This is a genomic window from Bifidobacterium aerophilum, from assembly GCF_010667685.1.
Classification (GTDB): domain Bacteria; phylum Actinomycetota; class Actinomycetes; order Actinomycetales; family Bifidobacteriaceae; genus Bifidobacterium; species Bifidobacterium aerophilum.
This window is the reverse complement of the sequence record NZ_WHZW01000023.1, coordinates 19696-40222: the sequence shown is the minus strand read 5'-3', so window position 1 is coordinate 40222 and position 20527 is coordinate 19696. Positions and strand designations below refer to the sequence as shown.

The window sequence follows — 20527 nt, the reverse complement described above, 5'->3', positions numbered from 1 at the left end:
GTCCTTCGTGCGCGCCTGAAGAGCGGAAACGACTAGCGATGCTTCGAACCGACGAAATCCATCATAGTCGATAATGTTGCCAGCGTCGATGACATTTTCTAGCGATGATGGATTCGACCGTTCGGCGATCGCCGAACGACGTTGCCGCGTCCGACGCGGCGCGGCTTAACTATGAAGGAGCGCGTGATGCGCAACTTGGATGAGGAGCCGCGCAGCGGCTCGATGCTCTGGTATATGACGGTGATCATGATCATTGTCTCAACCAGAATCGATACGGTCGCTGCCGACTGCATATGCATGGCCTTAACCGCTTATGCGATGTGGCAGCACCATATGGAGAGCCGCGGCTAACGGCACACTCAGCCGGATCGGAATCCAGGCCGTGACGGTCACTTCGTCTGCGCATAGGCGTGCTCATGTCTATGCGCAGACTTTTCAGAGGATCGGCTCTTATGCTGAGGTTTTCGCGATGTGTTGACAAACCGGTTCGATAAGAATATTCTTTCGGTATAAGAATTTTCTTGACGAGGTGCGGCGCGATGCGGCGGCGCTCTGTCGCGATCACAGATGAAGGCGGGGATATGACGGATCTGATTCAGGTGCGATCGGTCGGCGAGCCCTATCCGATCAGCGAGAAGCTGTGGGGCGTGTTCTTCGAGGATCTCAACTACGCGGCAGACGGTGGCCTGGCCGGCGATCTCGTGCAGAACGGCGCCTTCGAATACAGCCATTCGGATAATCCGAAATGGAGCCCGTTCACCGCGTGGCGCAAGGACGTTCCGGACGGCTCCCGTGGATCGTTCTGGATCGAAACCGACGATTGCGTCGCCGAAGAGAACCCGCATCATGCCGTCGTGCAGGTCGACTGCGGCGCGGTGTCGCTAGTCAACCGCGGTTTCGAAGGCATGCGGCTGCGCGCCGGCGAATCCTACGAACTGTCGTTATGGCTGTGGTCGTGCGACGACGGGCCTCATGATGTCACGGTGTCGTTGGTCGACGAAACGGCGCCCGCCGGCAATCACGACGGCCGTCCGGCAGGGTCGTCGGACTCGATCATCCCGTCTGACAAAACCTTCTCGGAACCTTTTGCCGAATCGTCCGGCAACGTCTCCGCCACGCTTCGGTCCGGCTCGTCGGTCCGGCTTGTCGCCGAACCGTCACGATGGACCAAAGTCGAAGCGACCCTGATCGCGCCGTTTGATACGCGCAACGGCTCCCTGTCAATCACGTTCACTGGGCCGAGCCGCACCGCCGTCGATTTCGTCTCGCTGGAACCGGCCCGCACCTGGCATGGGCTCAAGCACTTCCGCGTCGATCTCGCTAAGACGATCGCCGACCTCAATCCGCGATTCGTACGGTTCCCCGGCGGCTGCTTGGTGCACGGCCTCGGACTCGACAACATGTACCAATGGAAAGGCACGATCGGCCCAGTCGAGCATCGTCGCCACGACTTCAACCTGTGGGGATACCACCAGTCGATGCGCCTCGGATTCTACGAATACCTGTGCTGGTGCGAGGCGCTCGGCGCCGAACCGATCCCCGTGCTGCCGGCCGGCGTGAGCTGCTCCGGCACCGACGGCGGCTCGATGGCGTTGTCCGAAACCCAGATGAGGACGTACGTTCAGGACGTGCTCGATTTCGTCGAATTCTGCAACGGCGATGCGGAAACGACCGTCTGGGGCGCGAAGCGCGCCGCCTGCGGACATCCGAAACCGTTCGGACTGCGTTACCTCGGCCTCGGCAACGAGGACGACATCACCGACGACTTCGCCGAACGGTTCCTGACGCTATTCCGTGCGCTCGCCGACAAGCATCCCGAAATCACGGTCATCGGCACGGCCGGGCCGACACTGGTCGGCGCCACCTTCGACGAGGCCTGGGATCTGGCCCGGGCCGCGCGAGTGCGGATCCTGGACGAGCACTCCTACCTCGCCCCGGCTTGGTGGTTCCAGCATCTCGACTATTACGACGGCCTCGACCGCAACGGTCCGCATGTGTATTTCGGCGAGTACGCCTCGCATGGCACGACGATGCTCAACGCCCTGTCCGAAGCCGCGTTCATGGCGCACCTGGAGGCTAACGGCGACGTGGTCGACATGGCCTCGTACGCGCCGTTGCTGTGCCGTAACGGCCATGCCGGCTGGAATCCGGACCTTATCTACTTCGACGACGACCGCACGTATCGCACATACAGCTATTGGACGCAACACATGTTCGCGAACACGGCCGCGACTCGCGCGCGCCGCGTCGACGTCGACGGGCCGCGCACGTACATGCGCGAACTGCCCGGATGGACCGGACTTGCGTTCGGCGGGGATCCTGCGGTGCGATTCGAAAACATCCGCATCGAACTGCCGGACGGACGCGTGCTCTCGGCCGACGACGTGACCAAGGCCACTGGCGGCACAGCCCGTACCGACCTGCACGTGAATGCCGACGACTATCGGATCCGTTTGCGCGCGCGTTATCTGGACGAATCCGGCATGTTTTCGATCGAGTTCGGTGCGCTCGACGAACCCGACCGATACCGTCTGTGGATCGGCATGGCCGGATTGGACTGCGCGCTGGGGGCCCTGCGTGACGGGTTTCCGTACGACTACGACCGCGTCAGCATGTCACGTCGCGTCTCCTACGGCGACGAGTGGGACATCGTGATCGACGTGCGTGACCGGGGCCGTTCGGTCCGAGCGACGGTCGGCGACACGGTGTTGGCCGGAACGGATCCGGGCGCGGAGACGCGGCGGACGGTCACGGTCGCCGACGATTCCGTGCGGGGCGTGACGTACGTGCGCATGGTCAACGCGCTGCCCGATGCGATGGATGTCGACCTGTCTGAGGTGCTGTCCGCGATCGGCCTTGGCGGGCAGGCGGTCGATGCGATGATGACCGTGCTGCGGTCCGACAGCGCGGATGCGGGACGGCCGTATGAGGCGGCTCCGTCCGAGCCGGAGTCTTCGCGGATCGCGGTGCCGGCCAGCGGTGTCGTCCGCGTGCCCGGATGGTCGTTTACGATACTGGAGATTCCCTGCGCCGACGGTATCAGGGGAGGCGATGCTGCGGCGGAGGAATAAAAGTACGTTCCTATTTACATTGACGACACGCTGTGAAGTGTCGGGTTGACGCTGACGAACCGGTTCGATATACTTGCGTCGAACCGGTTCGATCGGCAATGTCTGCTGATCGGGCCAGCGACAACCCGTTCCCGCGCATAGCGCAATGCGCAGGGCCCGGCAAGCGCAGACGGCAACGACCGCCGCGTGACCTGCCGTGCCGGGATGGGCCGGACAGCGGCTGCGGAGCCGCCGAAAGAGGAAAGGGACACTCACATGAACAAGATGGTCAAAGGTTTCGCCCTGATCAGCGCCGCCGCGTTGACGCTGGGCCTGGCCGGCTGCGGCTCCAGCACGAACAGCGACGCCGGTCACGTCTACTTCCTGAACAACAAGCCGGAAGTCGTGGACCAGTGGAACGAGCTGGCCGACATGTACACCAAGGAAACCGGCGTGAAGGTCGACATCCAGTCCGCGACCTCCGGCAGCTACGAGTCCACGCTGTCGTCCGAGCTGGCCAAGAACAACGCCCCGACCATGTTCGGCATCGGCGGCTTCGACCAGTACGCCAAGTACAAGAACTACCTCGAGCCGCTGCAGGACTCCGCCGCCTACAAGCTGCTCAACGACCAGGGCAAGCAGATGGCCCACAAGGACGGCGACGACGTGTACGGCCTGCCGTACGCCGCCGAATGGTTCGGCATCATCGCCAACAAGAAGATCATCAACGAGTACGCGAAGAAGGACTACTCCGTCATCAAGTCGTTCGATGACATCAAGGACTTCGACACCCTCAAGAAGGTCGCCGACAGCATCCAGAAGCACAAGGACGACCTCGATCTTGACGGCGCGTTCTCCACGCCGGGCCTCGACGCCTCCAACTACTACCGTTACGCCTCGCACATGACCCAGGTGCCGGTCGCCTACGAGTACATCGACGAGGGCGTGGACTTCGAGAAGGAGCTCAAGGGCACCTACCTCGACAACTACAAGGCCCTGTGGGATCTGGAAATGAAGGACAACCCGACTGAGAACACCATGCTCGGCTCGGTCAACTACGAGGATTCCACCGCCGAATTCGCCACCGGCCGCGTCGCGTTCTACCCGAACGGCGTGTGGGCCTACTCGCAGATCAAGGACAACGACGTGGCCGACGAGGACCTCGCCATGCTCCCGTACTACATGGGCTTCCCGAACGAGAGCAAGTACGCCGCGAACTCCATCTACGACATCTCCTGGTCGGTGAACAAGAACGCCTCCGAGAAGGACAAGAAGGCCACGCTCGACTTCATCGAGTGGATGGTCTCCAATGACGACGCCAAGAAGATCCTCTCCAAGGAAATGGGCTTCGCCGTTCCGTTCACCACCTTCGACAGCGAGGACTTCCAGCCGGACAACCCGCTGACCAAGTCCGCCCTCAAGCTCGAGTCCGACGGCCTGACCCCGATCCACGGCGCCTACATCCCGGGCCAGGCCTGGGCCGACGGCGTGGCCAACGCGCTGCTCGAGTACGCACAGGGCACCGGCGACTGGGACGGCGTCAAGAAGGCGTATCTCGACGATTGGACCAGCGCCTGGAACGACTACGAGAACAACTTCGGCATGCTGCCGCCGGTCCACAAGTGATCCGCTTGTGATCACAAGTAATCATTCATGATCTGCTTGTGATCCGGACAGTCAGTTAGTGACGGCCGGCCGAGCCGACCGTCGCAAACTGACGAACGACATCCACGGTTCCCGCCGTCCGCGACCAATGCGGCGGCGGGAACTTGCATATACGTGCACGTCCGCCCCGAACGTACCGTCTGTGTGAGGAACGCGACGGCCGCGTACGAAACGCAACGGCCGCGCGCGAACGCAACGACAAGGAAGGAACCATCATGATCGGTGATCTCGGCTCGCTGGCGAGCCTGCGCCGCGAAACCAGCCGCGCGATCAACGCCGAAAACCCCACCGGAGAACCCGGCCGCGGCGGCATGGCCGCAAGCGAACTCGGCCCGTCGCGCAAGGGCAGCCCATGCCTGCGCCACATCCCCAGCGGCGAAACGGTCACGCTGGCCGACATCGCCGGACCGGGCTGCATCCGTCACATCTGGATCACCGTCGACGAGAAGACCACGGACGCCGACTGCTTCGTGCTGCGCGACCTCGTGCTGCGCTTCTACTGGGACGACGAGACCGAGCCGAGCGTCGAATGCCCGCTCGGCGACTTCTTCTGCTGCGGATTCGGACGCGCATGCCTCGTCAACTCCGAGCCGGTCGCCGTGGTCCCCAACCGCGGCTTCAACATGTTCTTCCCGATGCCGTTCGCCCGCCACGCGCGCGTCACGCTCGAAAACCAGCACGCGAACGAGATCGGCGCGTTCTTCTACCAGATCGACTACAGCCTGTACGACGATCCGCTGCCGGCCGACACCGCGTACTTCCACGCGCAGTGGCGCCGCCAGCGGCTCACCGAGATCGGCAACGACTACGTGGTGCTCGACGGCGTGCGCGGCGAGGGCCACTACGTCGGCACGTACCTCGCGCTCACCACGCTCGAACGCTACTGGTGGGGCGAAGGCGAGTTCAAGTTCTACATCGACGGCGACCGCGAGTACCCGACGATCTGCGGCACCGGCACCGAGGACTACTTCGGCGGCTCGTGGAGCTTCGCCAAGCAGGTGAACGGCAAGACCGTCGAGCAGAACTACTGCACGCCGTTCATGGGGTACCCGTACTATTCGGCGCACGACGAGCTCGTGCACAACGACTACCACAACGACGACTGTCCGCCGATGCGCGGCTTCTACCGCTGGCACATCCCCGATCCGATCCGGTTCCGCTCCGACCTGCGCGTGACCGTGCAGCAGATCGGCGTCGGTCATCGCGGATTCTTCGAACGGCAGGACGACGTGGCGTCCGTCGCGTACTGGTACCAGCGCGAGCCGCACGCCGCGTTCCCGACGTTGCCGGACCGTGAGTACCGCTGGCCGAGGTAGGTCCGGGTTTGATCGGACCGGACTGGTCGGGTCGATCCGGTCGGTCGGGTCGGTTGACGGAGCTGGTTGATTGACTGAACCGGTTGACCGGCTGAGCCGGCCGCCGGAATCGCCCGTGATCCGTAGCCCCCGCTGCCGCATACGTTGCGGCAGTGGGGGCTTTTTCGTGCGCGACACGCGGGCGGAGCGCTGAATTTCGGACGAAAATGATGCGGTTGCAGAAAATCACTGCAATCGCTTGCAGTGGTCGAAAGTGGCGGAAATAGTATTAAAAACGTGCGGTTTTGACGGATCTGTTCATCCTGTCTCAGTGGTTTTGCTGGCGGATAAATTGCCATCGTTTGCAATCCGTGGCGAAACGGTGCATAATGGTGGTGTTGTCGGAAGCGAAGATGCCGATGGCATCGCCCCGATGAAGGAACGGGGCCGACAGAATTTAGAGAAAGGTTCGAAGATGAATCGCACGATCAAGTCCGCAGCCGCGATGTTCGCCGTCGCCGCAATGTCCGTCGGCATGGCCGCCTGCGGAAACACCGCGTCGGACAACAAGGCCGAAGGCGGAGACTCCACCGGCAAGGTCTACTACCTGAACTTCAAGCCGGAAGCGGCCGACCAGTGGAAGGATCTGGCCCAGGCCTACACCGACGAGACCGGCGTGCAGGTGACCGTCGAGACCGCCGCGTCCGGCACCTACGAGCAGCAGCTCAAGTCCGAGATGGCGAAGACCAACGCCCCGACCCTGTTCCAGGTCAACGGCCCGGTCGGCTACGCCAACTGGAAGGAATACACCGCCGACCTGTCCGGCACCGAGATCTACAAGCAGCTGCAGAACCAGGACGTCGCGCTCAAGGACGGCGACAAGGTCGTCGGCGTGCCGTACGTCATGGAAACCTACGGCCTGATCTACAACAAGGACATCCTCAACAAGTACTTCAAGCTGTCCGGCGCGAAGGCCACCTCCGTCGAGGACATCAACTCCTTCGACAAGCTCAAGGCCGTGGCCGACGACATGCAGGCCCGCAAGGACGAGCTCGGCATCAAGGGCGCGTTCACGTCCGCCGGCTTCGACTCCAGCTCCGACTGGCGCTTCAAGACCCACCTGGCCAACCTGCCGCTCTACTACGAGTTCAAGGAAGACAACGTCACCGAGCAGCCGGCCACCATCAAGGGCACGTACCTGCCGAACTACAAGAACATCTTCGACCTGTACATCACCGACTCCACCACCGATCCGGCCCAGCTGAGCTCCAAGACCGGCGATGACGCGAACTCCGAGTTCGCGCTCGGCGAGGCCGCCTTCTACCAGAACGGCACTTGGGCGTGGACCGACCTGCAGAACGCCGGCATGACCGCCGACCAGGTCGGCATGATGCCGATCTACATCGGCGGCCCGGACGAGGCGAACGAAGGCCTCGCCACCGGTTCCGAGAACTACTGGTGCATCAACTCCAAGGCCTCCGAGGCCGACCAGAAGGCCACCGCAGAGTTCCTCAAGTGGGTCATCACCTCCGACACCGGCAAGGAAGCGCTGAGCACCGAGATGGGCTTCACCACCCCGTTCAAGACCTTCGACGACGTCAAGGCCGACAACCCGCTGGTCGCCGCCGCGGTCGCCGACCAGAAGTCCGGCAAGACCCAGGTCAGCTGGAACTTCACCATGATGCCGTCCGAGCGGTGGAAGAACGACCTCGGCTCCGCCCTGCTTGAGTACGCTCAGGGCACCGGCAGCTGGGACAACGTCAAGACCGCGTTCGTCGACGGCTGGGCCAAGGAGTACAGCGCGGTGCACGCCTCCTGATCCGCGGCCTGTGATCCGTCCGATCGCACGGTCTGACCGGTGAACGGACGGTGACATAACCGAACAGTGTCATGATCCGACGTCATGAACACCGGCTTTGAACGGCCGGCAGCAACGCAAAACGGGGTTTCGATCCACCAATCGAAACCCCGTTTTCACGAGTGGGCGGGTTGCGGGCCGATCGCGTTCCGGTCGCGACGGCTCGCGGGCCGGCTACTGCGCCGGCTTCGCCTCGGTCGTGCTGGAGCGCACGAGCAGCTGCGCGGGGAACACCTCGAACGGACGCTCGGTCTCGCCCCGCTCGATCAGGTCGAGCGTCTTGAGCGCCGCGGACTTGGCCATCGCGATCGGATCCTGCCGCACGGTCGTCAGCCCGACCTCGCTCGCGTAGAAACTGTCGTCGTAGCCGACCATCGACACGTCGAACGGCACGCGCAGTCCGGTGCGTGCCAGCTGGAACATCAGTGGGATCGCGATGCCGTCCTCCTGGCAGGCGATCGCGGTCGGCAGCTGCGGCATCGACAGCAGTTCCGTCGTGGCGCGGCTGATACGGTCGTCGCCGTCCGCGATGACGATCGTCGTCAGATCGATGCCGGCTTCCTCGCAGACCTTCGCGAACGATTCGTACCGTTGCTGCACGCTGAAATGCAGCGTCACGGCGCGATCGGTGCGGATGTACGCGATGCGGCGGTGTCCGAGGCCGATCAGGTGACGGGCAAGCAGCTTCGATCCCTGATCGTCGTCGATGTTCACCGCGGCGGAGAAGCCCGTGTTCGGCATCACGCAGTTGATGCCGACGATCGGGACGTCGGTTTTCGCCAGCTGGTCGATCTCCGAGGTGTCCACGTCGAAGGACGCGACGACCACGGCGTCGGCGTTGCGTCGGGTCGGCAGCATGTCGAAGAACTCGCGGCGCTCCTCGATGCTGGAGATCTGGAAGATCGACAGGTCGTAGCCGTTCGCGTGGAAGACCTGGTTGAGCCCTTCGATGATGGAGGCGCTGAACCACAGGCGGATGTGGTCGCTCATCAGCAGGGCTACGCGCAGGGCGCGGCCCGACTTGAGCACCATGGCCGAACGGGAGATGGAGAAGTTCAGTTCCTCGGCGATGGCCAGCACTTTGGTGCGGGTGGCCTTCGATACCAGTTCCGGGCGGGTGAACGCGCGGGAGACGGTGGAAACGGACACTCCGGCCTGCCTGGCCACGTCCTTGATACTGCTGCCCATGTGTCTCCTTCGTCTGGTGCGGTCGGCCGGATGGCTTCGGGTCGTCGGCGGGCCTTGTTCGCGCCGCTGATGTGGCTGATGGCCGCAAAGGGCGGCGTGACGCCGTTCATGATGTACCCATGACAACAATAACCGTGTTTTGGGCATAACGCGAGACAACGTTTGCATGCGTGCTATGATTCGTGGGAAACGTTGGATTTCGAACGCTTTTCGCCGTTCTTGCGGGGAGGGGTGAGTCGGAGGAAAGGATTTTGACACGCTCGTAATGACAACGTTTGACTCAGGGTCAAACGGGTGATATGGTAATCTTAAACCGGTTCGAGTTGGTGCCTGGCGGTGCCGATGAGATCGGAAATTCCCAAATTCGGACCACTCGCACGCGGTAGTGCGGGTGAGCTCAAGGAGGAGAAAGTAGGCATGGCATGATTTCGATGGCTGGAAAGGCGATTCGCAGGTGGTGGGCTCTGTTTGCCCTGCCTACGTTCGCGGCATTCTTGATTGGTTTCGTAGTGCCCTTCATCATGGGCCTGTACCTGAGCTTCTGCAAGTTCAGCACGGTGACGGACGCCAAGTTCACTGGCATCCAGAACTACATTGACGCGGTGTCGGACAAGGAGTTCTGGCACGCGCTGGTCTACACGGTGCTGTTCACCATCGTGACGACCATCGTGGTGAACGTGGCCGCGTTCGCGATCGCGTACATGCTCACCAAGAAGTTCGCGGGCACCAACGTGTTCCGCTCGGTGTTCTTCATGCCGAACCTCATCGGCGGCATCATCCTGGGCTACATCTGGTTGCTGCTGCTCAACGGCGTGCTCGCCCACTGGGGCCGCTCGATCACCTACTCGGGCGTGTACGGCTTCTGGGGCATGGTGCTGCTGTACTGCTGGCAGCAAATCGGCTACATGATGATCATCTACATCTCCGGCCTGCAGGCGCTGCCGGGCGACGTGCTTGAGGCCGCCGCCGTCGATGGCGCGACCAGCCGCCAGGCGCTGTTCCAGGTCACCATCCCGCTGATGATGCCGTCCATCACGGTCTGCTCCTTCCTGACCGTCACCAACGGCTTTAAGATGTTCGATCAGAACCTCGCGCTTACCAACGGCGCCCCGTCCAACAGCTCCGAACTTCTCGCGCTGAACATCTACCGCACGTTCTACGGCCGCGCAGGCTTCGAAGGCGTCGGCCAGGCGAAGGCCGTCGTGTTCTTCATCATCGTGGCGCTGATCGCCGTGATTCAGAACCGTCTCACCACTAGCAAGGAGGTGTCCGCATGAGCGAGAAGGTCAAGTACCCCGCACTGTGGACGACGCTGTTCACCATCATCTCTCTGGCTTGGGTGTTCCCGATCGCCCTCGTGGTGATCAACTCCTTCAAGCAGAAGGCGTACATCAGCCGCAACGCGTTCTCCATCCCGACCGGCAAGGCGTTCGTCGGACTCGAGAACTACACCCGTGGCATCAAGCGCACGAACCTGATCGAATCCTTCGGCTGGACCGTCGTGGTCACGGTCGGCGCCGTCGGCCTGATCCTGCTGTGCACCTCGATGTGCGCATGGTGGATCGTCCGCGTCAACAACCGCACCGCGAAGTCCCTCTACCTGCTGTTCCTGTTCAACATGATCGTTCCGTTCCAGATGGTCATGTTCACCCTCTCCAAGATCGCCGATATGCTCGGCCTGAACACCCCGTGGGGCTTGTGGATCGTCTACCTGGGCTTCGGTGCAGGTCTGGCCGTGTTCATCTTCACCGGCGTGGTCAAGGGCATCCCGCAGGAGCTTGAGGAATCCGCGATGATCGATGGCGCTTCGGTGCCGCGCATCTTCTTCCAGATCGTGCTGCCGATCATGCGCCCGTCCGTCATCTCGGTCGCCATCCTGCAGGCCATGTGGATCTGGAACGACTTCCTCCTGCCGTACCTGACCTTGGACATGCGTCGCTTCAAGACCATGTCGATCGCCATCCAGTACCTCAAGGGCGGCTACGGCTCGGTGGATATGGGCGCCATGATGGGCTGCCTCGTGCTGGCCATCATCCCGATCATCGTCTTCTACCTCATCTGCCAGAAGTACATCATCAAGGGTGTTATGGCCGGTGCCGTCAAGGGCTGACGGCTGGCGCTCGATAACTGAATACTTCCCTCAAGGGGCTTCCGGATTCTTCCGGAAGCCCCTTTTGCGTATGCGGTGTTCCGTAGCGTATGCGACGTATGTGATGGATGCGGCGAATGCGATGAATGCGACTCGGATGAGACTTCAGTCACGCGATGGCATTCCGTCTTGTATTGCCATCGCGTGACTCGGCTATTTTTCCCAGCGACAATACCTCGAATATGCCATCCCGCGCGTGCGATCGGGGATTATCCGGTGGACACGAGGTCACACGATGGAATCACCTCGGATATGCCATTGCATGCGTTGGATCAGGTGTAATGCGGTCGTGGGATGGGAACGCGATACCTATTGCCATCGCGTTATCGGGGCGACCGGGGAGAAGAGGTGGAGGTAGATTCCGCAATACGAGCGAGCGGTTTGGATGGCCGGCGTCCTGCCTCGCAGCGGTGTCAAACAACAGTCGTGACGATACGGACGGCAGGTCAGGCGGCGAGGCCAGGCGGTCGTGCCCGGCGTTACCGAACAACAGTGAAGCCTACGCCGAGCGGGCACAAAAAAGGCGGGTTCCGGAAGAACCGGAACCCGCCTGGAGGAGGAAGGGACAGGAACGATTAGTCGAGCAGGATCCACACGGTGGTGTCCTGCGGCAGCTGGCCGTCGGCCACGTCACCGGAGGCGAGCACGATCTCGCCCGCCGGCAGCTCGACCGGAGCGGAGCCGAAGTTGGTGTAGCTGGCGAAACGACGGCCGTCCGCGCTCGGACGCGTGTACGCGATCACGTCGTGTCCGGCGTCGACCGCGGCGCAATCGGCGGTGTCGCCGGTCGCGGTGAGCAGCGTGGCACGCAGGCTCAGCGTGGTGCGGTACAGGTTCAGCATCGACGCGTCGTCGGCGTCCTCCACATCGGCCGCGTACTGCTTGTACCACAGCGGCTGCGGCAGATGCGGGTCGGCGCTGGCCGTGCCGTCGGCCTTCGTTGCGGGGGAGAAACCGAACGAGGCGCCCGTGCCGAAGCCGGCGTTCCACTCGGCCGGAGCCGGCACGTCGGACGAATCCCACGGCAGCGGCACGCGGCAGCCGTCGCGGCCCTTCTCGATGAAGCGCTCGCGGGTGAAGAACGGCGTCGGATCCTCGAGACGGTCCCACGGGATGTCGGCGACCTCGGGCAGGCCGAGCTCCTCGCCCTGGTAGATGTACGTGGATCCGGGCAGGCCGAGCTCCATCATGATCGCCGCGCGGGCGCGCTTGGTGCCGAGCTCGCGGTCCTCGAAGTAGCTGGTGCCGTCGCGCAGCAGCCAGTCCTTGGCGAGCTGGTGGTGCGAGGACGCCGGCACCTGCGGCAGGCCGTAGCGCGAGACGTGACGCGGCACGTCGTGGTTGCTCATGACCCAGGTGGTCGTCGAGCCGTGGGTCTCCTCGGCCGACTTCAGGCCGGCGAGGATCGCGGAACGCATCGCGTCCACGTCCCAGTTCGCCTCGGCGAACTCGAAGTTGAAGACCTGGCCGAGCTCGTCGGTGCTGGCGTACAGATGCTGGTGTTCGGGCACGACCCACGCCTCGCCGACGGCGAAGCGCGGCGGATTGTACTCGTTGAAGACCTCACGCCACTCGCGGTAGATGTCGTGCACTTCCTTGCGGTCCCACAGCGGGCTGGTGAAGTCGTGGCACAGGCCGTGCTGCACGGCGAGCGGGTCCATCTGGTCGAGCGGCACGGATTCGAGATCCTTGGCCAGACCGTGGGCGACGTCGATACGGAAGCCGTCGGTGCCGTGGTCGGACCAGAAACGCAGCGTCTTCTTGAATTCCTCGTGGATGTCGGGGTTCTTCCAGTTGACGTCCGGCTGTTCCTTGGCGAAGATGTGCAGGTACCACTGGCCGTCCGGGACCTGCTGCCAGGCCGGGCCGCCGAACAGCGAGATCCAGTCGTTCGGCGGGAGCTCGCCGTGCTCGCCGCGGCCGTCGCGGAAGATGTAGCGGTCGCGCTCGGGGGAGCCGGGGCCGGCCGCCAGCGCTTCCTGGAACAGAACGTGCTTGTCGGCGGTGTGGTTCGGCACGATATCGACGATGACCTTGATGCCGGCCTCGTGCGCGACCTTGACCATCTCGTCGAAGTCGTCCATGGTGCCCAGACGCGGGTCGACGTTGCGGTAGTCGATGACGTCGTAGCCGCCGTCGGCGAGGTCGGACGGGTAGAACGGGCTGAGCCAGATCGCGTCGACGCCGAGCTGCTTGAGATAGTCGATCTTGCTGGTGACGCCGGCGATGTCGCCGAGTCCGTCGCCGTTCGCGTCCTTGAAGGAGCGCGGGTAGACCTGATAGACGACGGCCTGCTTCCACCAGTCGTCGCGCATGTTGTTTGCAGTCATGGTTCCCTTCCTTGTCGTAGTGCCGCGTGCCGGCATCGTCGTGACGACGTGCGCGCGATGTGTACGTTCGTACATATTATATAAAATGCCGTCCGATCGCGGGAGACGGCCGCCGGTCACCAAGGGGGAAGACAAAAAGTGAGCGGCGATCAAAGACGCGATCGGGCGGCGAGCGGCTGACGGACGGCGGGGTTCCGTTCCGCCAGCCAAGTCTGTTGTTGAGTTATGGGGTTTGGCGCCCGGCTGGTTGATGCCGGTGCGGGATCACTTGGCGTCGAACGCCTTGGACTCCGGGAGCATGCCGAGGACGCTCTTGTTGTTGTCCCAGTCCTTCTTCCAGCCGCTGGTGAAGGCGTTCTCGAAGTCGGACCACTTGCCGCCGCCCTGCACGTAGTTGAGCAGTGCGCTGGTCAGGTCGTCCTGCCACTGCTGGCTCGGCAGCGGGAAGCTGGTGACGGACGGCTTGCCTTCGTCGGCGTAGGCGCGGGCGAGCTTGGTGAGCGGGTTGTCGGGCTGGTCGTCGTCGCCGAAGGTGGTGAACGGGACGGAGAAGCCCATTTCCTTGGCGAGGGCGTTCTTGCCTTCGTCGGAGGAGACCATCCACTTGATGAAGTCGAGCGTGGCCTTCTTGTCGTCGTCGGAGGCGTTCTTGTTCACCGCCCAGGAGGCGTCGTACACGCCGGCCGGACCGTAGTTCTCTTCGCCCTTGATGCCCATCCAGTAGGGGAGCATGCCGAGGTCGTCGTCCTCGACGCCGTTGTCCTTGATCTGGGTGTAGGCCCACACGCCGTTCGGGTAGAAGGCGACGTCGCCGAGCGCGAACTCGGAGGTGATGTCGTCGTAGGTCTTCGAGCTGAGCATGGAGCTTTCGGTCGGGCTGTTGGCCACCTCGAGATCGAACAGGTCCTTGTAGTTCTTCAGGTAGGTGCCCTTGAGGTCGGTGGTGAACGTGGTGTTGTCGTCACGGAACTCGTAGAACAGCGGCAGGCGGCTCATGTGAGCCACGAAGCGGTACGCGGAGGAGGAGTCGAGGCCCGGGGTGGCGATGGCGGCCTGGATGCCCAGATCGTCCTTGTGCTTGTCATGTCCTCGATGACCTTCTTCAAGGTGTCGTAATCCTTGATGTCGGTGTCGGACTTGATGACCGCGTAGTCCTTCTTGGCGTACTCGTTGACGATCTTCTTGTTGTAGATGATGCCGTACCATTCGGCGGCGTACGGCATGGTGTAGGCGTTGTCGCCGACCTTGTGGGAGTTGGCCTTGCCCTCGTCGTTGAGCAGCTTGTACACGTCGGTGTCCTGCAGCGGCTCGAGGTACTTCTGGTACTTGGCGAACTCGTCGTAGCCGGCGATGGTGAACATGGTCGGGGCTTCGGACTTGGCCAGCTCGGAGGTCAGCGTGGACTCGTAGCTGCCGGAGGAGGCGGTCTGGATGTCGACCTGGACGCCGGTCTCATCGGTGTAGTCCTGGGCGAGCTGCTGCAACTGGTCGACGACCTCGGGCTTGCCGTTGAGGAAGTAGACGTGGCCCTTCGCATCGTTGGACGCGGTGTCGGAGCCGCATGCGGCGAGGCCGAAGATCATGGCCGCGGCGAGGCCGGCTGCGAAAAGCTTCTTGGGGGTGCTCATCGGTGGGATGTTCCTTTCCTGATGCGCCGGACGACGACGTTCGGCATGCTGTTCTTCTCCAAAGGGGGCGGCCCGGCGTTTGCCGTGTCGCTCATTACCGTTAAGCGTTGATGACAACGATATCATCAAACGGGTTTGTTGGCGACATCGGCGTGTTGCGTAGGTCGTGGCGCTATTGCGCATATGTGAACGATATCAATGGTTGCGTGGCTCGGTGAATACGTTGCCATGATTTCGGATTTTCGATTGCAGTCGTATTGATCGCGGCTTGTGATTCGCCAGACCGCCCCTCGGTTGGTTGCTCCGGCGGTTCCCAAACGGGAAAACGGTCGCCGTGTCGGCTCTTCCCGGGACGGCCGGCGCCGGGGTCATTACAATGGCGTGTATCCATCATCCCGTCCGCAAAAGGAGTTGACCATGGGCTTCATGTCCCCGGATTCCGCGTTCATGCGCGGGTTGAGCAACGTCGCCGACGCCGTCTGGCTCAACATCCTGATGATCGTCACCTCCATCCCGCTCGTCACGATCGGCGCCGCGCTCGCCGCCGGCCACGACACCGCACGTCGTGCGGTCATCGGCGAAGGCCACGTCACCGCCAACTATTTCAAGGCGTTCCTCGCGAACTTCCCCAAGGCCACCGCGCTGTGGGTCGTCTTCGGCGGCACCGGCGCCGCGCTCGCCTACGCGTGGGTCGTGCTGCAGATCACGCCGCTGCTCATCCCCAAGTTCGGCCTGACGATCCTGTGGATCATCGGCTTCGAATGGGTGTGGGCGCTGCAGGCCCGGTTCGAGAACTCCTTCGGCGCGGTGCTGGCCAACTCGTTCATCTTCGGCATTTCGCACATCGGTGCCACCGCTGCGCTCGTCGCGCTCGACGCGGTCTTCCTCGGCCTGCTCGTCGCCTCGTGGTTCTACATGCCGCAGGGTCTGTTCCTGCTGGTCGTGCTCGGCTACGGCACCATGCTCATGCTGCACGTGCCGATCCTGGAGAAGGTCTTCACCAAGTACATCAAGGACGACGAAGGCGACGGTGCGACCGACGGCGGAGTGGCCGGCGACGGCCCGGACGCCGCGTCCGGAAAGCAGTGACGCATGGGCAAAGTCACGCTGCAGGACGTCGCCAAGGCCGCCGGCGTCTCCATCGCCACCGCATCGTGGGCGATCAACGACAACAAGAACGTGCGCATCCCCGAAAACACGCGCCGCAAGGTCCGCAAGGTCGCGGACCGTCTCGGCTACCATTCCAACGCATTCGCGCGCAGCCTCGCGCGCGGCAGGTCCGACCTGATCGGCTTCGTCAGCGACGGCGTGGCCACGTCGCCGTTCGCAGGCCAGGTCATCCAGGGCGCGCAGGACGAGGCGTGGCGCAACGGCAAGATCCTGCTCGTCGTCGACACCGACGGCAACAAGACCATCGAACGCAAGGCGTTCGCGTTCATGCTCGAACATCAGGTGGGGGGACTGATCTACTCGAGCTGGGTGCACCGCGCGATCACGCCGCCCGCCGAACTCGACCGCACCACGTCCGTCCTTGTCAACTGCTTCGACGAGCTCGGTCGGTTCCCCGCCGTGGTGCCCAACGAGGTGCAGGGCGGGCGTGCGGCGACCGAACTGTTGGTTAGGGCCGGGCACCGTCGCATCGCGTTCGTGAACGAGCCGACGATCTCGCCCGCGTCGGTCGGGCGACTCGAGGGATATCGGCGCGCGCTGGCCGCGGGCGGCATCGAATACGACCCGACGATGGTGGTCGACGCGACCGCCGACCAGGAAGGCGGCTATGGCGCGGCCGACGCGGTGCTGGCGACCGGTGCGACCGCGGTGTTCTGCCACAACGACCGTACCGCGATGGGCCTGTACGATGCGCTGCGCGAGCGCGGGCTGCGCGTGCCGGACGACCTGTCGGTGGTCGGATTCGACAACCAGGAGGTCATTTCCGCGCATCTGCATCCGGCGCTGACGACGGTGGGCCTGCCGCAGTACGATCTCGGCGTGCTCGGCGTGCGCTCGCTGCTGGCGCTGAACGAGCCGGCCGACGACGGCGATGCCGCGGACGGTCCGGACGGTCCGGACGATGAGGCCGGCGTGGACGAGCCGCGTCATTATGATCCGCTGCTGGTCGCCTGCCCCGCGGTCGTGCGCGACTCGATCCGCGTGCGGGAGTAGCTGCGACACGCGTCGTTTCCAAGGGTTCGCCCGGTTCGCTTGACAGTGATTCGGGGGTTGTCTATCATGTAGCTTAATCGCTTAAATGCTTAAGCGTTTAAACGAAAGAAAGACAATAGGAAAGAGCCTGTTGAAGGGCATGCGAAGCTGCGTGCCTGAACCGATCCGACAGAGCGCTTCCGCACCGCGGAAACCGCCGTCATCGAATCGCAGACAGATCAAGTCACACAAGAGAGGCGAATCGTGCACAAGCTGTACTACCAATTCCCCGGCACCTGGTTCGGCGACTGCATGCCGTTCGGCAAGGGCGACGAATTCTTCCTGTACCACCAGCGCGACAACCGCAACCCCGAGCCGTTCGGCGAGCCGTTCGGCTGGGACCTGGCCACCACCAAGGACTTCGTCCACTACAAGGACTGCGGCGTGGCCGTGCCGCGCGGCGGCGACGACGAGCAGGACCAGTTCATCTTCGCCGGCTCCGTGTTCGAAGGCGAAGGCCAGTACCACATCTTCTACACCGGCTACAACCGCGACTACCCCGAGCAGGGCAAGCCCGCGCAGGTGCTCATGCACGCCGTCAGCGACGACCTGTACCACTGGACCAAAACGCAGGACGCCATCACCTTCACCCCGCAGGAAGGCTACGATCCGGACGACTGGCGCGACCCGTGGGTCATCCGCGACGACGAGCACGACCAGTACCTGCTAATCCTCGGCGCACGCAAGATCGGCCCGAAAACCCAGCAGACCGGCCGCACCGTCAAGTTCACGTCCAAGGACCTCAAGAACTGGACGTTCGAAGGCGACTTCTGGGCGCCGGGACTGTACACGATGCACGAGATGCCCGACCTGTTCAAGATGGGCGACTGGTGGTACCACATCGTCACCGAGTACAGCGACAAGCACAAGATGGTCTACCGCATGGCCAAGAGCCTCGACGGCCCGTGGATCGCGCCGGCCGACGACGCGTTCGACGGCAGCGCCTACTACGCGGGACGCACGTTCGAACTCAACGGCCAGCGCATCCTCTTCGGCTGGGTCGCCACCAAGGAGGACTGCGACGACGCGAAGAACTTCGAATGGGCCGGCACCTTCGTGCCGCACGAGGTCTACCAGCGCGAGGACGGCACGCTCGGCGTGCGCATCCCCGACACCGTGTGGAACGCGTTCAACGAGCGCGAATCCGTCGCCGAAGACGCCGTCATCGACGGCCGCGACGCGCGCCGCAACGTGACGCTCGCCAACGGCTGCGGCGACATCTACTCGTTCGAGGCCGACGTGACGTTCAGCGAAGGCACGCGATCCTTCGGTCTGCGCGTCTACCGCGACGAGGAGACCGAACGCGGCTACCAGTTCATCTTCCCCGTCGCCGAAAACCGGTACGTGTTCGAAGGCAGCCCGAACTTCCCGTGGTTCAACTGCATGAACATCGGACTGGAACGTCCGATCGAACTGACCGCCGGCCGCGAGTACCACATCCAGCTCATCGTCGACGACACGATCGCCACGCTGTACGTCGACGGCGTCGCGCTCAACACGCGCATGTACCAGCGCCCCGGCGACACGCTGAGCATGTTCGTCACCGACGGCACGCTCGACGTCAGGAACGCGACCATCGCCCGCGGACTCAAGGAGGCGTGACCGGCAGGAACGTCCTTACGCAACGCTGAACCGGCCGACCGGCGAATACGGTCGGCCGACGGCCGGAACGATCGGCCGGACCAACGAAAAAGCCGCCGGGTGCAACCGGCGGCAGGCCTCCACGATACGCGGGAACGGACGGCATCGGGCATCGTCCGCCCGTCCCCGCCCCTGCAACGCAAACGCTACAACAACGAAGTTATGGCATTCCACAGGAGGGAAACCATGAAGAAGATTATCAAAGCAACGGCCGCGGTGGCGGCAGCCGGCCTGTCCCTTGGCCTGTTCGCGGCCTGCGGTTCCACGGGCGGCTCCAACGCCGACTCCGACAAGGGCCACGTCTACTTCCTGAGCATGAAGGTCGAGCAGGCCGACCAGATCCGCGAACTGGCCGACAACTTCACCGCCAAGACCGGCATCAAGGTCGACGTCGCCACCGCGTCGTCCGACACGTACGAGCAGACGCTCAAGAGCGAGCTCGCCAAGTCCGAGGCGCCCACCGTGTTCGACGTCGACAACAACGACTTCCTCAACTGGACCGACTACTACGCCGACATGTCCGACACGAACATGTACAAGGACCTGACCAAGCAGGAATACGCGATGAAGAACGGCGACGAGATCGGCGCCGTGCCGTACGTGATGGAGCGCTACGGCATCATCTACAACAAGGCCATCCTGCAAAAGTACTTCGACGCCGACTGGTCGAGCGTCAAGGACGTCGAGACGATCGACAACTTCGACACGCTCAAGACCGTGGCCGACGAGATCCAGGCGCACAAGGACGACCTCGGCATCAAGGGCGCGTTCACGTCCGCCGGCTTCGACACCAGCTCGATCAAGCGATTCGGCGACCAGCTCGCGCACGTGCCGGTGTACTACGAGTACCGTGACCAGGGCGTGACCCAGCTGCCCGCCACGATCTCCGACAAGTACATCCCGAACTTCAAGAAGATCTTCGACCTGTACATCACCGACTCCACCACGCCGGCCAGCCAGCTGTCCAGCGCGACGATGGACGACGCGAACTCCGAGTTCGCGCTCGGCGAGGCCGCGTTCCTGCAGAACGGCACCTGGGGCTACTCGCAGATCAAGGACCAGGACGTGCCCGACGAGGACATGGGCGTGCTGCCGATCTACATCGGCACCGAAGGCGAGGAGAAGGCCGGCCTGACCGTCAGCTTCCTGTACTTCGCAATGAACAAGAACGCCTCCGAGAAGGATCAGAAGGCGACCCGCCAGTTCCTCGACTACATCCTGCAGGATGACGAGGCGCGCAAGCTCGTCACCGACGAGATGGGCTTCGAGACCCCGTTCAAGTCCTACGCCGAGAACGGCTACAAGACCACGAACCCGATCCACCGCGCGAACGACGCGTACGCCGCCAAGGGCGACTACGACATCGTGATCTACCCGTTGCCGAGCACCCAGTGGGTGATGAGCCTCGGCAACGCGATGCTCGAGTACGCGCAGGGCACCGGCGACTGGGACAACGTCGCCTCCGCCTTCGTGGACGGCTGGGCTTCCGAGTACAAGACCACGCACTGAGTTGCTGAGTTC

The 20527-nt window shown here is 63.2% G+C and carries 15 protein-coding genes; 11 read left to right on the top strand and 4 right to left on the bottom strand.

Features of this window, described 5'->3' with window-relative positions:
• The first annotated feature begins 186 nt into the window (after window positions 1-186).
• The 5 genes from GFD25_RS10285 to GFD25_RS10265 all read left to right on the top strand — a co-directional run bounded on the left by GFD25_RS10285 (window position 187) and on the right by GFD25_RS10265 (window position 7829).
• Window positions 187-351, top strand: a complete 165-nt coding sequence (locus GFD25_RS10285; RefSeq protein ID WP_163232541.1) for a hypothetical protein — start codon at window positions 187-189, stop codon at window positions 349-351.
• A 230-nt stretch (window positions 352-581) separates the two neighbouring features.
• On the top strand, window positions 582-3071 hold the full coding sequence (locus GFD25_RS10280) for an alpha-L-arabinofuranosidase C-terminal domain-containing protein (protein WP_163232539.1): 2490 nt from the start codon (window positions 582-584) through the stop codon (window positions 3069-3071).
• 255 nt (window positions 3072-3326) lie between these two features.
• Window positions 3327-4676 carry an ABC transporter substrate-binding protein gene (locus tag GFD25_RS10275; RefSeq protein ID WP_163232537.1) on the top strand — a complete coding sequence of 450 codons (1350 nt, stop codon included), beginning with the start codon at window positions 3327-3329 and terminating at the stop codon, window positions 4674-4676.
• A 254-nt stretch (window positions 4677-4930) separates the two neighbouring features.
• Window positions 4931-6031: a glycoside hydrolase family 172 protein gene (locus tag GFD25_RS10270; protein WP_163232535.1), complete on the top strand. Its 1101-nt coding sequence runs from the start codon at window positions 4931-4933 to the stop codon at window positions 6029-6031.
• Between the two features lie 412 nt (window positions 6032-6443).
• Window positions 6444-7829 carry an ABC transporter substrate-binding protein gene (locus GFD25_RS10265; RefSeq protein ID WP_163232533.1) on the top strand — a complete coding sequence of 462 codons (1386 nt, stop codon included), beginning with the start codon at window positions 6444-6446 and terminating at the stop codon, window positions 7827-7829.
• Window positions 7830-8042: 213 nt separating this feature from the next.
• Here GFD25_RS10265 and GFD25_RS10260 read toward each other — a convergent pair whose 3' ends face one another.
• Window positions 8043-9056 (bottom strand): LacI family DNA-binding transcriptional regulator, encoded by a 1014-nt coding sequence (locus GFD25_RS10260; protein WP_163232531.1) that lies wholly within the window; start codon window positions 9054-9056, stop codon window positions 8043-8045.
• 422 nt (window positions 9057-9478) lie between these two features.
• Between GFD25_RS10260 and GFD25_RS10255 the strand changes: the two genes are divergently transcribed.
• Window positions 9479-10333: a carbohydrate ABC transporter permease gene (locus tag GFD25_RS10255; protein ID WP_163232529.1), complete on the top strand. Its 855-nt coding sequence runs from the start codon at window positions 9479-9481 to the stop codon at window positions 10331-10333.
• Window positions 10330-11166 carry a carbohydrate ABC transporter permease gene (locus GFD25_RS10250; RefSeq protein ID WP_163232527.1) on the top strand — a complete coding sequence of 279 codons (837 nt, stop codon included), beginning with the start codon at window positions 10330-10332 and terminating at the stop codon, window positions 11164-11166. Before GFD25_RS10255 ends, GFD25_RS10250 begins: the two co-directional genes overlap by 4 nt.
• A gap of 614 nt (window positions 11167-11780) precedes the next feature.
• Here the strand turns inward: GFD25_RS10250 and GFD25_RS10245 are convergent.
• The 3 genes from GFD25_RS10245 to GFD25_RS12425 all read right to left on the bottom strand — a co-directional run bounded on the left by GFD25_RS10245 (window position 11781) and on the right by GFD25_RS12425 (window position 15163).
• A complete protein-coding gene (locus GFD25_RS10245) occupies window positions 11781-13535 on the bottom strand; it encodes a glycoside hydrolase family 13 protein (RefSeq protein WP_163232525.1) in 1755 nt (584 codons plus the stop codon).
• Window positions 13536-13799: 264 nt separating this feature from the next.
• A complete protein-coding gene (locus tag GFD25_RS12430; protein ID WP_275575592.1) occupies window positions 13800-14531 on the bottom strand; it encodes an extracellular solute-binding protein in 732 nt (243 codons plus the stop codon).
• Window positions 14528-15163, bottom strand: coding sequence for an extracellular solute-binding protein (locus GFD25_RS12425; RefSeq protein ID WP_275575591.1), 636 nt, complete (start codon window positions 15161-15163; stop codon window positions 14528-14530). Before GFD25_RS12425 ends, GFD25_RS12430 begins: the two co-directional genes overlap by 4 nt.
• Window positions 15164-15580: 417 nt before the next feature.
• Between GFD25_RS12425 and GFD25_RS10235 the strand changes: the two genes are divergently transcribed.
• The 4 genes from GFD25_RS10235 to GFD25_RS10220 all read left to right on the top strand — a co-directional run bounded on the left by GFD25_RS10235 (window position 15581) and on the right by GFD25_RS10220 (window position 20515).
• On the top strand, window positions 15581-16252 hold the full coding sequence (locus GFD25_RS10235; RefSeq protein ID WP_163232523.1) for a YesL family protein: 672 nt from the start codon (window positions 15581-15583) through the stop codon (window positions 16250-16252).
• A 3-nt stretch (window positions 16253-16255) separates the two neighbouring features.
• Complete coding sequence (locus tag GFD25_RS10230; protein WP_163232521.1) at window positions 16256-17326, top strand: LacI family DNA-binding transcriptional regulator; 1071 nt, start codon at window positions 16256-16258, stop codon at window positions 17324-17326.
• Window positions 17327-17569: 243 nt separating this feature from the next.
• The gene (locus tag GFD25_RS10225; protein ID WP_163232519.1) at window positions 17570-18967 is read left to right on the top strand and encodes a GH32 C-terminal domain-containing protein; all 1398 of its coding nucleotides are present in this window, start codon (window positions 17570-17572) and stop codon (window positions 18965-18967) included.
• A 225-nt stretch (window positions 18968-19192) separates the two neighbouring features.
• Window positions 19193-20515 (top strand): ABC transporter substrate-binding protein, encoded by a 1323-nt coding sequence (locus GFD25_RS10220; protein ID WP_163232517.1) that lies wholly within the window; start codon window positions 19193-19195, stop codon window positions 20513-20515.
• The last annotated feature ends 12 nt before the right edge of the window (window positions 20516-20527 follow it).

Excerpts from the sequence above, each read along its gene's own strand:
- GFD25_RS10235 (WP_163232523.1), top strand. The coding sequence starts at position 15,581 with ATGGGCTTCATGTCCCCGGATTCCGCGTTCATGCGCGGGTTGAGCAAC.
- GFD25_RS10280 (WP_163232539.1), top strand. The coding sequence starts at position 582 with ATGACGGATCTGATTCAGGTGCGATCGGTCGGCGAGCCCTATCCGATC.
- GFD25_RS10285 (WP_163232541.1), top strand. The coding sequence starts at position 187 with ATGCGCAACTTGGATGAGGAGCCGCGCAGCGGCTCGATGCTCTGGTAT.
- GFD25_RS10265 (WP_163232533.1), top strand. The coding sequence starts at position 6,444 with ATGAAGGAACGGGGCCGACAGAATTTAGAGAAAGGTTCGAAGATGAAT.
- GFD25_RS12425 (WP_275575591.1), bottom strand. The coding sequence starts at position 15,163 with ATGAGCACCCCCAAGAAGCTTTTCGCAGCCGGCCTCGCCGCGGCCATG.
- GFD25_RS10275 (WP_163232537.1), top strand. The coding sequence starts at position 3,327 with ATGAACAAGATGGTCAAAGGTTTCGCCCTGATCAGCGCCGCCGCGTTG.
- GFD25_RS10250 (WP_163232527.1), top strand. The coding sequence starts at position 10,330 with ATGAGCGAGAAGGTCAAGTACCCCGCACTGTGGACGACGCTGTTCACC.
- GFD25_RS10260 (WP_163232531.1), bottom strand. The coding sequence starts at position 9,056 with ATGGGCAGCAGTATCAAGGACGTGGCCAGGCAGGCCGGAGTGTCCGTT.
- GFD25_RS12430 (WP_275575592.1), bottom strand. The coding sequence starts at position 14,531 with ATGAGCCGCCTGCCGCTGTTCTACGAGTTCCGTGACGACAACACCACG.
- GFD25_RS10245 (WP_163232525.1), bottom strand. The coding sequence starts at position 13,535 with ATGACTGCAAACAACATGCGCGACGACTGGTGGAAGCAGGCCGTCGTC.
- GFD25_RS10230 (WP_163232521.1), top strand. The coding sequence starts at position 16,256 with ATGGGCAAAGTCACGCTGCAGGACGTCGCCAAGGCCGCCGGCGTCTCC.
- GFD25_RS10270 (WP_163232535.1), top strand. The coding sequence starts at position 4,931 with ATGATCGGTGATCTCGGCTCGCTGGCGAGCCTGCGCCGCGAAACCAGC.
- GFD25_RS10220 (WP_163232517.1), top strand. The coding sequence starts at position 19,193 with ATGAAGAAGATTATCAAAGCAACGGCCGCGGTGGCGGCAGCCGGCCTG.
- GFD25_RS10255 (WP_163232529.1), top strand. The coding sequence starts at position 9,479 with ATGATTTCGATGGCTGGAAAGGCGATTCGCAGGTGGTGGGCTCTGTTT.